Here is a 15,685-nt window from a genome sequence, read left to right as displayed (position 1 = left end):
GCACCCTGTCGCGCTTCCGATAAACTGACACGTGATGACAGAAATCCGCCACGAACCTGTCGCGCCGACCAGGGCTCAGTCACTGGCGTCCGGAGCCGCCATCGACGCGCACCGCCACGATGACCACCAGATCGTCTACGCGGGCCGTGGCGTGCTGGCCATCACGACCAGCAGCGGCTCGTGGATCGCGCCGGCCACGCGCGCCATCTGGGTTCCCGCCGGCACCGTGCACGCGCACCAGGCACATGGCGAACTCGAACTGCACCTGGTCGGCCTGCCCGCGCACGACAACCCGCTCCGCCTGGACGAGCCGACCGTGCTGGCCGTCGGCCCCCTCCTACGGGAGCTGATCCTCGCCTACACGCACCCACCGCACGACGACAGCCCCGAACGAACGCGGCTGCGGGCCGTGCTCCTCGACCAGTTGCGGGCCTCACCCCAGCAACCCCTGCACCTGCCCACCCCCACCGCTCCCCAGCTGAAGGCGGTGTGCGACATCCTTCATGCGGATCCCGCCGACGGCCGCACCCTGGCCGAGCTCGGCCGGGAGATCGGCGCCAGTGACCGCACCCTCTCCCGACTCTTCAAAGCCGATCTGGGCATGAGCTATCCACAGTGGCGCACCCAACTCCGCCTGCACCACGCCCTGATCCTGCTGGCCGAGAACAATCCGGTGACCACCGTGGCCCACAGGTGTGGCTGGTCGTCCGCCAGCGCGTTCATCGACGTCTTCCGCCGCACCTTCGGACACACCCCGGGAACCCACCAGCCCCGTCAGCTGAGTGCAGCTCGCCAGACGGGGCTGTCGACGTAGTGGTTGTCGTACCGCTCCGAGGACTCCGCGATCACCTTCGGGTCGGTCTCACCGCGCATCACTCCGCCCAGGAGGCGCAGGTAGTCGAAGCGGGCCATGCCCGGCGTGAAGGTGAACAGGACATCCGCCTTGCAGCCAGGGGCCGCGGCGAAGGCGTGCGCGGTGTGCGGAGGCACGGCAAGGAAGTCGCCGGCGTTCAGGACGGTGATCTCGTCGCCCACCAGGACCTGGAGGGAGCCACTGATGACGAAGAAGAGCTCCGTGGCCTTGGTGTGGAAGTGCGCGGGAGCTCCGACGGCCCCTTCGGCGAAGGTGGAGCGGTACGTGGTGAACCCGCCTCCCGGCCCGTCCGTGTCGGCGAGCAGAGTCATCACGCTGCTCGGGTCGGCGCAGGTCTCGGCCTCCGATGCGCGGGTGAGGAGGGTGGCGAAGTCGGTGTTCTTGCTGTCCATGGTGGTGACCCTTCGGTTCCGCAGCGGGCTCGCTTGCGTTGTGATCACCACTGTATGAAGCCGAAAGACCCTGGGCGGAGTGCAATTCAGCACCGGAAAGAACGGTCAATTTTTGATCTGACCCCGCAGCGCTTCAGGTCGATGCCAGAACACGGTCGAGCGCCGCCCGGCCCGCCGGTCCCCATGTCGGCTTGCCGCCGGGCAGGCCCCGGTCCCCGGCCCGGCCGATGAGGATGAGGGCAAGGCTCTTCACGGCAGCCAGCCCTCGTGCGCGCCGGACGGTCGCCTCGTCCGCGTGCGCGTACGCGTCGAAGAACCGCGCAGCCGCCCCCGCGGGCAGGAGCACCCACGCGGCCGCGAGGTCGACCGCCGGATCGCCTGCGCACATGTCACCGAAGTCGATCACGCCCGAGAGTGTCCCGTCCCGGACGACGACGTTCGCCGGGTGAAGGTCGCCGTGCAGCCATACCGGCGGGCCCTCCCAATCGGGAGCCGCGAGGGCCTCGTCCCAGACTTCCCGGACATTCCGGAGGTCTGGGACGATGCCCTCGGAGGCGAGGTGGTCGAACGTCTTTCCGACGCCGTCCGCGAGCGTTTTGAGGGGAACGCCGCGATCCGGACTGACCGGCGCCTCGGCGGGCGCCTCCACATGGAGCGCTTCGAGGAAGCCCGCCAAGGTATCGGCCGCGCGGGCGTGGCTGATCGGGGCGCGGTCGGCCGGCTCGCCGGGAACCCATGTCGCGATGGTCCATGACCGCGGGAAGCGTGCGGAGGGTTCGCCCATCCGCACGAGGGTCGGGACCGGCAGCGGAAGACGCGGGGCCAGGGCGGGCAGCCACCGGTACTCGTTGCGCAGGAGGGACGGTGCGCGCTCCGTGCGCGGCATGCGCACGGCCAACTCGTCCCCGAGGCGCCACAGTTGGTTGTCCCAACCGCCGATCACCTCACGCAGGTCCAACTCCGCCAGGTCCGGATGCTGTTCTCGGACCAGAGTGCGCACCAGGTTCTCATCGATCTCGAAGTTGTCCATGATCCCACTCAACCATCGATGCCACGGAACGCTGACAGTGCCTTCGAGCGCCTCGGCCCTGAGCCACCCCCGAGGTCCCCCTAAATCCCCCTGATATGTGTCAGGTTTCTTTGACAGGTCCCGGTGGGGGTGTCAGCTTTGAGTGACAGGTACGCAGGAAGGGGGCGGCGATGTCCGGAGTTCCGGCACCGCAGCCGAGCGGGGACGAGCTGCTGAAGATCTTCGGGGCGCTCGGCAATCCGCATCGCATGCGGATCGTCGCGGCGCTGGTCGACGGAGGCCGCAACTACGTGAGCCGGCTGGCCCGCGAGCTGGGCATGGGCCGCCCGCTGCTGCACATGCACCTGCAGCGGCTGGAGGCGGCGGGGCTCGTCACCGGCGAACTGGAGCAGGCGGCGGACGGCAAGACCATGAAGTACTTCGAGGTCACACCCTTCTGTTACACGCTGACCCCCGAGGCCGTGGCGCAAGCCGCGGAGACCATCACCGACGAAGCGAGAGAGACCGTGAAGGAGACTGGGCGATGAGCGGAGCGGACTGGGCGGGAGTGGTCGGCGCCGGCGGTGTCTTCCTCCTCATGATCGTGGTCGTCTGGCAGGTGGCCGCCACCTGGCGGGCACGCATGCTGGCATCGCGTGAAGAGCAGTACAAACAGCTCGCCACGAAGTACGCGGCACTCCTGGAGGACAACGTCGAGCTTCACCGCCGCACCCTCGACGAGCTGACACAGGCCCGCGCCTCGATCACCTCGATGGAAAAGATGATGCGCGAGATCGAATAGCCGCACACCCAGCGGTACGGCCGGGAGCGGTAACTCCCGGCCGTACCCATGGAGATCGCATTCCAGACACATCCCACCCGGACACCGTGGCAGGTCGGCAAACCATCACGCCGCGGTGCGGGTCCCGTGCGCCCCGAGCCGGTCATCGACCGGCCGCACTCCACACCAGGAGACTACTCATGAATACGCTGTTCAAGCGTGCCGCGAGCGCCCCGGGCGGTCGCCGCACGAAATGGCTCGTCCTGGCCGCATGGCTGATCCTCGCGGTCGCACTCGGCCCACTGGCAGGCAAGCTCGCCGACGTCGAGAACACCGGCCCCAATGCCTTCCTGCCGCGCGGCGCCGAATCCGCGGTGGTCAACACGGAGCTGGAGAAGTTCCGCACCGACGCCGTGATGCCGGCCGTCGTCGTCTACACCGGCGAGACCGCAAAGGACACCGCCGCAGCCGCGTCGAAGGCCGCGGCGGACCAGGCACCGTTCGCCGCGTTCGCGGCCAAGGGTGAGCAGGTTTCGGCGCCCATCCCGTCCGAGGACGGCAAGGCCCTGATGACCATCGTCCCGCTCGACACCAAGGGTGAGGTGACGGACGCGGTCAAGGAGCTGCGCGACATCGCCGGTTCCAACGCACCGCCAGGCGTCGGCATCGAGGTCGGCGGCCCCGCCGGTTCCCTCGTGGATCAGATCGCTGTCTTCGATTCCCTCGACTCCACCCTGATGATCGCCACGGGCCTGGTCGTCGCCGTGCTGCTGCTGATCACGTACCGCAGCCCCGTCCTGTGGCTCTTCCCTCTGCTGTCCGTCGGCTTCGCGGCCGTCCTCACGCAGGTATGCACCTACCTGCTCGCCAAGTACGCACATCTGCCTGTCGATCCGCAGAGCGCGGGCATCCTGATGGTCCTGGTGTTCGGCGTCGGTACCGACTACGCGCTCCTGCTCATCGCCCGCTACCGCGAGGAACTCCACCGCACAGAGGACCGGCACGCGGCGATGAAAACCGCCCTGCGCCGCTCCGGCCCCGCGATCCTCGCCTCCGCAGGCACGATCGCCGTCGGCCTCGCCTGCCTGTCACTCGCCGACATCAACTCCTCCCGCTCCCTGGGTCTGGTCGGCGCCGTCGGTGTGATCTGCGCCTTCCTGGCGATGATCACGGTGCTCCCGGCGCTGTTGGTCATCGCCGGCCGCTGGGTGTTCTGGCCCTTCGTGCCCCGGTTCGGCACCCCGGCCCGTAAAGCCACCACGATCTGGTCCCGTATCGGATCGTCCGTGGCCCGCCATCCCCGCCGCTCATGGATCACGTCGGCCGCCGTCACCGGCGTCCTCGCACTCAGCGCCATCGGCATCGGCATGGGCCTGACCCAGTCCGAGATGTTCCAGGACAAGCCCGAGTCGGTCGTCGCCCAGGAGAGGATCTCCGCGCACTACCCGTCAGGGGCCTCCGACCCGGCGAAGATCGTTACCTCAACCGGCACGGCGGCCGAGGTGAAGGCCGCGGCGTCGGACGTGACCGGCGTGGCCTGCGTCGAGGACGGCGACCGGACCGCTGACGGCGCACTGAGCACGCTCTCCGTGGTACTGAAGGACGCTCCGGACAGCCAGGCCGCCAAGGACACCATCGACGCGCTCCGCGAGTCGGTACACGCGGTCGACGGTGCGGACGCGCTCGTCGGCGGCACCACCGCCCAGACCCTGGACACCCAGCGGGCCGCCGACCGGGACCTGAAGACCGTCATCCCGGTCGTCCTCCTGGTCGTGCTCCTCGTCCTGATCTGGCTGCTGCGCGCCCTGGTCGCCCCGCTGCTCCTGCTGGCCACCGTCGTGCTCTCGTACTTCGCGGCGCTCGGCACCTCGAATCTCCTCTTCGAGCATGTCCTCGGCTTCGCCGGCGTCGACTGGTCGATCCCGTTGATGGGCTTCGTCTTCCTGGTCGCCCTGGGAATCGACTACAACATCTTCCTGATGCACCGGGTCAAGGAGGAGGCCGGACGTCTCGGGCACGCCCGCGGCGTACTGGAGGGGCTGACCAGCACCGGTGGTGTCATCACCTCCGCGGGGGTCGTGCTCGCCGCCACGTTCGCCGTCTTCGCGGGGCTGCCCCTGGTGACCATGGCCCAGATGGGCGTCATCGTCGGCATCGGCGTCCTGCTGGACACCTTCCTCGTACGCACGGTCCTGGTCCCGGCCCTCGCTCTCGACCTCGGCCGCTGGTTCTGGTGGCCGGGGCGTCTCTTCCGCGCCGTGGCACAGCCGCACGAGGAGGAGGCTGCCCGGCAACCGGCAGACCTGGCGCCCGAGCGCGCCTGAGCCGTTGACTGCCTGACCGGGGTTCGCCATGCCAGACTGCGAAAAAGTCGGGCACGGTGACCCCGGTCGCCATTCTCCGGGAATTGAAATGCCCTAAATGCGTCAACGGTTGACGGGGCATCAATTCGCTGTTCAGAATCCCCCCGCCACGACCGTCCCGCCTCTGGCCCGGCCACTTTTCCGTATACGGAAGGTGGTCTGGTTTGGCATGCCTTGAGGCGCTCCGGTCGAGGTCGGATCCACCGTGACCGGCGACGGAGTTCCCGCGCCGGCGCGTCGGTGCGCCTATTTCGTCCAGTGCGGGACAGGCGCCGATGAGGGGAATGGCGTGAAAGCGAGATACGGGCGGGCGATAGCCTGCCTCGTGGTTTCGGCGGTTGCCGGGACCATGCTGCCACAAGTCGCTTATGCGGCACCGGTTTCGAGTGACAGCGGCGACGGTATCGCCGATGCCGTCGCCGGCTGGTTCTCGGATGACGAGGGCCGGCCGGACGGGCCGAACGAGCCGTCCACCGGTGGGACTCCGGTGCTCCCGAGCCGGGAGAAGCTGCCGAAGGGCAAGGCGGCCGGGAAAGCGAAGCGCGTTGCGGAACTGACGGGCAGCCGTACGGCGAACGCCCGTTACTGGAAGCTGTCCGACGGCCGGGTGCAGGCCGAGGTGTCCGCGGAGCCGACCGCGTACCGGGCGGGGAAGTCGTGGAAGGACATCGACCCGACGGTCCGCGCGACCGGCGCCAAGGGCTTCGTCTTCGCCAACACGACCAATGCCGCCGACAGCTGGTTCGGATCGGACGCCGACAGGCTGCTCCGCTTCGAGTCCGGTGACGGTCATGCCGTGACTCTGGGCCTGGAGGGTGCGGGCAAGCTCACCCCCGTCGCGAAGGGCGACACCGTCACGTACAAGGACGCCGTGGCGGGTGCGGACCTGTCGTACCAGGTCGGTCCCGGCCGGGTGAAGGAGAACATCGTCCTGGACCGGAAGCCCGCGGGCCCGGTCTCCTTCACCTTCACGCTGGACGCCGGCGGGCTGACGCCGAAGCCGGGCAAGGACGGTTCGGTCGCCTTCTACGGCGAGGCCGCGAATCCGGTACTGGTGATCCCCGCGGCGTTCATGACGGACGCCAGGAAGGACGCCGAGTCGCCCTACGGGGTCTCGCACAGCAAGAAGGTCACCCAGAAGCTGACCAGGGCCGGCAAGGGCTGGAAGCTGACTGTCACGCCCGACGCCAAGTGGCTGGCCGCGCCGGAGCGGCAGTACCCGGTCACGGTCGATCCGACGATATCCATCGCGCCGACGCCGACGACGGCGCAGGACGTGATGATCTCCTCGGACGGTCCGGGGTCGAACTACAACGACAACTGGCGCCTGTCGGTCGGCAACACCTCAACGGGTGCGTCGCGTGCGCTGCTGCGGTTCCCGCTGACCGGCGTCCCGGCCGGCACGAAGCTCGACTCGGCCGATCTGAAGCTGTACTACGACCAGTTCCACACCACAGGTGACACCGAGGTCCAGCTGGAGGCGCACCGCGCCACGCAGGGGTGGACCGAGGAGCAGGCGACGTGGAACAGCGCCAACGGGATCACCGGCGAGCTCTCGGGCACGGCGGTCGTGGTGGACAACGGCGACGCCGGACGGACGGCCGCCGTCGGCGCCTGGCCGGCGTCGGGGAACACGGCGTACACGCAGTACGCGGTGAACCAGACGTACATGTACAACAAGGACTCGGTCGCGGGTGACACGTACACCTGGCAGCCGAGCCTCCCGGAGGACGGCACCTACCAGGTCGAGGCGCACTCCATCCCGGCCTCGGACCGCGCCACCAACGCTCCGTACACCGTCACGTACGACGGCGGGTCGAAGGCGTACACGGTCAACCAGCAGGCCGGCACGGGCGGGGTCTGGAAGACGCTGGGCTCCCACCCGTTCAAGGCGGGCACGCTCGGCAAGATCGCCCTGGGTGACGGTCCGGCCTCGACCAGCACATCGGTGATCGCGGACGCCGTCCGGTTCACCAAGGGCGGTCTGGTCACCAAGAAGCCGGGCGAACTGAACACCTGGCACACCTTCCCCGTCACCAAGACGGTCCAGCAGTGGATCGACGGCACCTACACGAACAACGGTTTCGTGATCAAGGCCGGTGACGAGTCCGCGAACGGCCCGAAGGGCGGTCCGCGGTACGAGGGCAGTGAGTTCGGGTACGGCGGTGAGACCGCCAACGTCCCGCGCCTCGTCATGACCTTCGGGCGTCAGGGCGTCGACCTCGCCGCCCCGACCACGATCCACGACACCGGCGCGGAGCTGAACTGGTCTGCGTACCAGGACGCCGACCCCGTCGGGACCGGCGACAACATCGCCGAGTACCAGGTCCACCGCTCCATCAGCCAGGCCTTCACCCCGTCGGCAGCCACCCTCGTCGCGCCGGTCGCGTCCACGGTGACCTCGTTCACGGACACGAGCGCCTCGCCGACGAAGGCCGAGGACCCGGACCCGTTCGGCCGCGCCTACTACTACATGGTCGCGGTCAAGACGAAGGACGGGCAGGTCGTCTCCGCTCCGACGCAGCTGGTACGGCTGCCGAAGGCGGGCCGTACGACGAAGGTGCTGGACGCCTCGCAGGACACCACGCTGTCCTCCGCCCGGCCCACGTCCACGCACGACACGATCGACGACGGCGGCCCGAAGAACTGGCTGAGCGTCGGCAACAACTCCACCACGTACGGCGACACCCGCGCCGTGCTGAAGTTCCCGGCTCTCGGCATCCCGGCCACGGCACGCGTCCTCGACGCGAACGTGCGGCTGTGGGGCACGCAGACCGCGACGGACACCGCCGGGGCGCGCTACGAACTCCGGCCGCTGACACGCGACTTCGACGAGGCCGCGGCCACCTGGGCCAAGGCGAACGCGACCACGAACTGGACCACCGCGGGTGGTGACTTCGGCGCGGTGACGGCCGACACCGGGTCGAAGACCAACGACCCGGCCCGGCACGACTGGAACGTCACCTCGCTCGCCCAGTCCTGGGTGACCACCCCGGCCTCCCAGCGGGGCGTGGTTCTCAAGATGGCCGACGAGGCCGTCCTGCAGGAGCGGACCCTGTTCCTGTCGTCCGAGGGCACCGAGCCACGGCTCCACCCCCGGATCGTGGTCACCTACATCGACTCGACGACCGAGTCGACGTACTACGCGCCGCAGACCCCGGCACGGATCACTCCGAACAGCGACCACACCGTCGAGTTCACCCTCACCAACACCACGACGTCCACCTGGAAGGCCGGCACCCACGCCCTGAGCTACCGGTGGGCGCTCCCGGACGGCACCGACGTCACCACCGGCGGCAACCAGCTCCAGACGGCCCTGCCGGCCGACCTGCTGCCCGGTGACTCGGTCACGCTCCAGGCCGGCCTCCGCGCCCCCATCAACTCCGGCTCGGGCAACAAGCGCACCGAGTACGTCCTCACCTGGGACGTCCGGGACACGGTGGCGGGCACCTGGCTGTCCGGCACGGGCGGCATACCCGGACTCCAGCAGAACGTCACGGTCGAGGACCCGACCTCGGACCAGCTCGGCCTGGAGAAGTACTACTCGTACAACGGCATGAACACCGGCGCGGGTTCGTCGCTGATGAACAACACCGCCGCCGGAAACAGCGTCTGGCAGTACAACGCCCTCAGCAACCCGGGCCGCGGACTCAACACCTTCGTCCGCTTCGCCTACAACACCCAGGACACCTCGGACACCGTCGCAGGTCACGGCTGGTCCGTGCAGGCCGCGGGGCCGATCCGGCTCGGCGCCCCGCTGGACTTCCACCCCAACCCGCACCCGCGGGAGATCCGGCTGCCCGACGGGGACGGGACCACCCACACCTTCCGGCTGCAGGACGACGGCACGTGGAAGGCGCCGGCCGGCGTCCACTTCCGGCTGACGGCCAAGCCGGGACTGGACTGCACCCCGGCGAAGGACCCCGTACCGGACGCCTGGACCCTCACGCGCCCGGACGGCACCCGGTTCCTCTTCGGCTGTGACGGCTACCAGACGTCCGTCATCGACAAGAACGACAACACCCAGACGTTCACGTACGAAGAGCGCAAGTCCAACAACAAGCCGACCAAGTTCCTCAAGTACATCACCGACCCGACCGGGCGGCAGACACTCACCGCCGCCTACTACACCAAGTCGGACACCAGCAGCCCGAAGATCATCGACCACCTCAAGTCGATGACCGACGTCTCGCAGCGCAAGCTGACCTTCGAGTACTCCGACAAGGGACTGCTGACCAAGCTGACCGACGGCGCGGGCTCGTCCCAGCCGAAGGTCTTCGGCTTCACGTACGACGCCGAGCAGGGCAACAAGAACGTCAAGCTGGTCAGGATCACCGACCCGCGAGGCAACGCCACCGCCCTCGACTACTACTACCCCAACGAGGGCGAGGACCCGAAGTACCACTGGTGGACCCAGACCCTCACCGACCGCATCGGCGGCCCCACCGGGTTCGTCTACGCCCCGGACACGGCCAACACCCGCTTCACGTCCACGGCGGTCACCGACGCCGAGGGCCACGACACCACCTACGTCACTGACGACTTCGGACGCCCGGTGCGGTCCGTCAACGCCAAGTCGCAGCAGACCGAGCTGACGTGGGACGCGGACAACAACGTCACCCACATGGAGGAGAACAACGGAGCGGTCACCGCGTACTGCTACGACGCTCTCACCGGCTACCCGCAGTGGAAGCGCACCGCCGAGCACAACACGGGCGGAGCCCCGCCGCAGAGCGACTGCGCGCCAGGCAGGTACCCGGCCGACGCCCAGAAGTTCGAGTACGCCAAGCGGCTGGACGGCTACTCGTCCGACCTGTTCCGCAAGACGTCGCCGCAGGGCCGCGCCTGGCAGTTCGGCTACGACAACTTCGGAAACCTGAAGTCGGTCACCGACCCGAAGGGCGTCTCGACGCCCGCCGTGGACGACTACACGACCCGGTACGAGTACGACGCCCACGGTCAGCTCACCAAGTCCACCGACGCCAACGGCAACTCGACGGTGAACAGCCAGTTCGCCCCGACCGGTTCTCCGGCGAGGATCACGGACGCGCTGAACAACAGCTCGACCTACGTGTACGACGAGCGCGGCAAGGTCACCGAGGCCACCGACCCGCTGGGCAAGCGCACCACGCAGACGTACGACACGTACGGCCGGCCGCTGGTCAGGACAGTTCCGAAGGACCAGGCCCAGAACGACCTGGTCACCGTCCCGGAACCCGACTACGACGCCAACGACAACGTCACCAAGGCGATCTCGCCCACGGGAGCGGTCTCCACGGCGGTCTACGACGCGGCCGACCAGATCACCGAGGCCACCTCGCCGCAGGACTCGCCGACCGCGCCCCTGCGCAAGACCGCCTACACCTACGACAAGACCGGTCACCTGAAGACGACGACCGAGCCGAAGGGCGTCGACACGCCCGCCGTCCCGGACGACTACACCACCACCCAGAACTACGACGAGATCTACCAGCTCGCCTCGGTGGTCAACGCCGCCGGCGAGAGGATCACGTACTCGTACGACTCGGTGGGCAACAACGTCAAGGTCGTCGACCCCAAGAAGAACCGCACGGCGGACCCCGACGACTTCTCGTCGAAGATGACCTACGACCTGGAGCACCGGGTCACGTCGGTCACCGACCCGCTGGGCAATGAGACGCGCCGCGCCTACGACAAGGACGCGCTGGTCGTCGTCGACACGGACCCCGACGGCAACACCACCCTGTCCAGCTACGACGAGCGGGGCCGCAAGGCCGAGGTCAAGGTTCCGCACTCGGGTAGCGCCGGCGCCATCACCTACCGGTCCACCCGCTTCGAGTACGACCAGGTCGGCAACGCCACCCGGGTGATCACCCCGCGCGGCACGGAGACAGCGAACGCCGACGACTTCACCAAGCGCACCGAGTACGACGCGCTGAACCGGCCGGTCAAGCAGTACCTGCCGTACAACTCGTCGGACACCCGCTACAACGACCCGAACGTCTACACGCAGACGTTCTACGACGCGGCCGGCCGCGTCAGCCGGACCTCGCTGCCGCCCTCGGAGGGCCAGACGGTCCGTAACGACACCGAGTTCACCTACTTCGACAACGGGTGGACCAGGAGCTCCACCGACCCGTGGGACATTAAGACCAGCTACGAGTACAACGACCTGGGGCTGCAGACCTCCAGGACGCTGAGCTCCGCCGGGGACTCCGTCAGCCGCACCATGGGCTGGAGCTACTACCCGAACGGCAAGCTGAAGGAGAAGACCGACGACGGCGTGCCGGTGGGCACCGCGGTGCCCCTCGTCGACAACTCCGACACCCAGCACACCGGTTCCACCGGCACCTGGACCACGGCGAACGTCAGCGGACAGCAGGGCTTCGACCACCGCGTGCACGCGGCGGGCGCGGGGACGGACGCGTACTCCTGGACGCTGAACATCCCCAAGAACGGCAAGTACACCGCCTATGTGAAGTTCCCGCAGGTCGCGGGCGCCAGCAAGACGGCCAAGTACAAGGTCACCCACGCCGGCGGCAGTACCGAGAAGACGGTCGACCAGTCCGTCGCCGCGGGCACCTGGGTCAGCGTCGGCACGTTCGACTTCACCCAGGGCAACGCGGCGAAGCTGGAGGTGTTCCAGGCCGCCGACGGCAAGGTCGTGGCCGACGGCGTCAAGCTGGTGCGCGATCTGACCGGCGACATCGACGCGGAGAAGCACCACTTCCGCTACGCCTACGACCTCAACGACAACCTCTCGCTGATCGACGACCTGTCGTCCGGCGCCGAGGTCGACAAGTACACGATCTCCTACACCGGTCTGAACCGGGTGTCCCGGATCACCGAGACCCTGGCCGGCCAGGAGAAGACGAACACCGCCTACACCTACGACCCCAACGACCAGCCCGAGACGGTCACCCACCCCGACCAGTTCTCGAAGTACACCTACGACCTGAGGGAGAAGGTCAAGTCGGTCTCGGTGGGCACGTCGCCCACGGACACCGACCCCAAGGTCACCTCCTACACGTACACCGACCGTGGTGAGGCGCTGCGGGAGACCAAGGACAACGGCAACACCGTCGACAACACCTACTTCCTCGACGGCACGGTGAACACCAGCGCCGAGAAGAAGGCCGACGGCACACTCGTCGCCTCGCACTCCTACGTCTACGACGCCAACGGCAACAAGGCGAAGGACACGGCGAAGAAGATGAACGCCGACAACCACTCGGCGTACCTGGAGTCCACCACCGATTACACCTACGACCCGGTCGACCGGATCTCCAAGTCGGTGAAGACCGGCAACGGCGCCGCCACGGAGACGTTCGTCCACGACGACAACGCCAACGTCGTCCAGCAGACCGTCGGCGGCACGCCCACGGACTTCCGTTACGACCGCAACCGGCTGCAGACGTCGACCACCGCCGGGTCCGTCACCTCCTTCAACTACGACCCGCTGGGCCGTCAGGAGTCGACGTCCCACGACGGACAGGTCGTCTCGCGCAGCATCTACGACGGCTTCGACCACGTCGCCGAGTCCCAGCAGCGGGACGCCGACGGCACGATGAAGTCGACGAAGTACACGTTCGACCCGCTCGACCGCACCAGGTCCAAGACCGCCGACGGCAAGACCACCGACTACCGCTACCTCGGCCTGTCCCAGGAGGTACTGACCGAGGAGGTGGCCGGCAAGCTCACCAAGTCCTACCAGTACAGCCCGTGGGGCCAGCGCCTGTCGCAGGTCAAGCACAACGAGAACGGGACGACCGAGGACGCGTACTACGGCTACAACAGCCACACCGACGTCGAGACCCTGACCGACGGCACGGGCAACACCAAGGCCACCTACGGCTACACGGCGTACGGCAACGACGACTCGTCGGAGTTCACCGGCATCGACAAGCCGGACGCCGCCGACCCGACCAAGGAGGAGTACAACTCCTACCGCTACAACGCCAAGCGCTGGGACGCCGGTTCCGGTACGTACGACATGGGCTTCCGCGACTACGACCCGGGGCTCAACCGCTTCACCAGCCGGGACATGTACAACGGGGCCCTGGCCGACATGGGTCTGGGCAGTGACCCCTTCACCGGGAACCGCTACGCCTTCACCGGCGGCAACCCGATCAGCAACGTCGAGGTCGACGGTCACTGGTTCGTGCTCGCCATCCCGGTGGTCGCCGCGGTCTTCGTCGCCGCGGTCGTGGTGACGGTCGCGATCATCGCCGTGGCCGCCGCCGTCGACTACGTCGTCAGCGAGGTCCGGGACCGGATCGACGAGCGTTCCCGTGCGCGGGACGACACCGCGGCCGAGCCCGCACCTGCCCCGCGGCCCGTTCCGCGGCCCAAGCCGGAGATCGACAGCGACGACGACAGGTCGGGCTGCGGTGACGGCTGGATCAAGTACGGCGATCGGGACGCGGCCAACGGCAGCCGGGCCACGACCGGTGAGGCCTGTCTGACGAAGGAGTACCTGAAGAAGAACAAGGGCACGTCCGTCGGTTCGAACCCGCCCGGATACCAGTGGGCCCAGGGCTTCGCCACGGGCAAGGGGCTGGACGCGCAGAAGAACGTAAACGCCTGTCACCTCATCGGCAACAAGCTGGCGGGCAAGGGCGTCCTGGCGAACCTCTCCCCGTGCGCCCGCGGCGCCAACGCCAAGCAGATCGGCTCCACGCAGGGCGACGAGCACATGAGAACGTACGAGAGCAAGGTCTACACGGCCGTGATGGCCGGCCAGGACGTCATGTACACCGTGTCGCCGCGCTACGACGGCAGCAGGACGGTGCCGACCGGCTACGACATGTCGGCGTACGGCGTCAATCCCGACGGTTCGGTCGGGCTCGACTTCCAGGTGTTCATACCGAACGAACTGAGCACGGGAGACAATCTCGGCACACAGATGGACAACGGTGCGGCGGCACCCACGGGGAGCACTCCATGACCCGGACCCGACGAGCACCGAATGCACACAGAGCGAGGTACCGATGAGTGAGCCGACCGATCTGGACGCCCTGCGGGGGCTCATGCCGCCTCCGAAGGACGGGGGCACGAAGGTCGACTGGGCCGCGATCGCCGCGTCGTGGGGCACGCCCTTCCCGCTCGACTTCCAGCGCTACATGGAGGTCTACGGCGCCGGCGCGGTGCAGAACTACCTGTCGATCGGCAGGCCGGAACCCAAGGTGCCGCTGGAACAGGCACCGCGGGACGGCATGGTGATCGAGACGGCGACCGCCGAGGCCGACTGGGAGACGGAGGAGAAGACACCCGAACTGGAAGGCACTTCTCCGGTGCTGATCACCTGGGGGGTCGACGCCACCGCGGACATGTTGTGCTGGGACGCGTCGGACGACGATCCCGCCAAGTGGCCGGTCGTGGTCTATCAGCGCAACGAGTCGCTGTGGAGCCGCTACGACTGCGGGATGGTGGAATTCCTCGTCCGGAACTTCCGTGCCGAATGGCCGGAGAACCCGCTGGGCGGCGCATTCCTCTGGGGCGTGAGCGAGGTGACGTTCCAGGCCCGGGGCTGACGCCCCCGCGGTAAGGCCGCGAGCAGTTCATGCAAGCGCTCGGCCGGGGTTTCCCGGCCGAGCGTTTTGCGTACGCGGCAGTCTGCCGGCGCCGGTGCCGCTTCCCTCAGGGGAGCGGTCGCTCGACCTCGGCGATCAGTCGCGCCGGCTGCACACGTGTCCGCGCCGCACAGCGGCCCGGGACCTGGCCGACACCGGCGCAGACGGCCACCGGCCGCGGTGCGCCCGGTGCGGCGCCGGACCGTACGGCGACTGCCAGGCCGGCCGCTCGGGTTGTACGGAACGCACGTTCATCCGCTCCAGGACGGTGGTGGTGCCAGTGGAGGTGCACCTGTGGCAAGGGCGGAGAACTATCGGCAGGCAGGTGGGCACGACCACCCAGTTTTTGGACACAGAAATAGCACCGCTTCCAGTGAGAAGACCGCAGCGAAAAGGAGCGCGGCGCACATGCGCGACGCGCGACGGATCAGCGCTCGGGGTGTCTCACTTGGTGTACAACGGCACGTCCTTGACAGGGCGACTGCGGGCGGGAGCACCGTAACGGCACACTGGAGTGCGGCTCCACCGCTTTTTCGGGCGGGTGGGGCGATGGCTCGAGGGGGCCCCGCTGCGCGCTCGCCTGGACGGCATGTCAGACCACGGCGAGCCGGTCCACCAGCAGCTCCACCCTCTGCGCGGTGTCCTCCGGCGGCAGCCGTCCCGCCCGGGTCAGGGTGGCCAGGCCGTGCAGGGACGCCCAGAACACCTCGGTGAA

The 15,685-nt window shown here is 68.2% G+C and carries 9 protein-coding genes; 6 read left to right on the top strand and 3 right to left on the bottom strand.

Translation table 11 applies throughout. The features are described 5' to 3' along the window. Positions 1-34 precede the first annotated feature (34 nt). On the top strand, positions 35-814 hold the full coding sequence (locus tag ACWGO0_RS23130; protein WP_453538081.1) for an AraC family transcriptional regulator: 780 nt from the start codon (positions 35-37) through the stop codon (positions 812-814). Here ACWGO0_RS23130 and ACWGO0_RS23125 read toward each other — a convergent pair. After that, on the bottom strand, positions 775-1,266 hold the full coding sequence (locus ACWGO0_RS23125; protein ID WP_453538078.1) for a cupin domain-containing protein: 492 nt from the start codon (positions 1,264-1,266) through the stop codon (positions 775-777). The two genes, ACWGO0_RS23130 and ACWGO0_RS23125, sit on opposite strands and share 40 nt — an antisense overlap. A 133-nt stretch (positions 1,267-1,399) precedes the next feature. Further along, entirely contained in the window at positions 1,400-2,296 is an 897-nt protein-coding gene (locus tag ACWGO0_RS23120) for an aminoglycoside phosphotransferase family protein (RefSeq protein WP_453538076.1), read from the bottom strand. Positions 2,297-2,466: 170 nt separating this feature from the next. Here ACWGO0_RS23120 and ACWGO0_RS23115 point away from each other — a divergent pair, with 170 nt between their 5' ends. The 5 genes from ACWGO0_RS23115 to ACWGO0_RS23095 all read left to right on the top strand — a co-directional run bounded on the left by ACWGO0_RS23115 (position 2,467) and on the right by ACWGO0_RS23095 (position 14,931). Continuing rightward, positions 2,467-2,823: an ArsR/SmtB family transcription factor gene (locus tag ACWGO0_RS23115; RefSeq protein WP_453538073.1), complete on the top strand. Its 357-nt coding sequence runs from the start codon at positions 2,467-2,469 to the stop codon at positions 2,821-2,823. Continuing rightward, entirely contained in the window at positions 2,820-3,077 is a 258-nt protein-coding gene (locus ACWGO0_RS23110) for a hypothetical protein (protein ID WP_453538070.1), read from the top strand. Before ACWGO0_RS23115 ends, ACWGO0_RS23110 begins: the two co-directional genes overlap by 4 nt. Before the next feature lie 179 nt (positions 3,078-3,256). Continuing rightward, positions 3,257-5,380 carry an MMPL family transporter gene (locus ACWGO0_RS23105; protein WP_453538067.1) on the top strand — a complete coding sequence of 708 codons (2,124 nt, stop codon included), beginning with the start codon at positions 3,257-3,259 and terminating at the stop codon, positions 5,378-5,380. 388 nt (positions 5,381-5,768) lie between these two features. Then, positions 5,769-14,345, top strand: coding sequence for a golvesin C-terminal-like domain-containing protein (locus tag ACWGO0_RS23100; RefSeq protein ID WP_453538064.1), 8,577 nt, complete (start codon positions 5,769-5,771; stop codon positions 14,343-14,345). Positions 14,346-14,388: 43 nt separating this feature from the next. Continuing rightward, the gene (locus ACWGO0_RS23095; protein WP_453538061.1) at positions 14,389-14,931 is read left to right on the top strand and encodes a hypothetical protein; all 543 of its coding nucleotides are present in this window, start codon (positions 14,389-14,391) and stop codon (positions 14,929-14,931) included. Positions 14,932-15,562: 631 nt separating this feature from the next. On the opposite strand, the gene ACWGO0_RS23090 is transcribed toward ACWGO0_RS23095, so the two are convergent. After that, the coding region (locus ACWGO0_RS23090; protein WP_453538278.1) for a TetR-like C-terminal domain-containing protein at positions 15,563-15,685 on the bottom strand (123 nt) is incomplete at its 5' end.

This window comes from Streptomyces sp. NPDC055749, from assembly GCF_053617235.1.
Note: the sequence above shows the minus strand (reverse complement) of the source record. Positions and strands in the feature narration are given on the sequence as shown.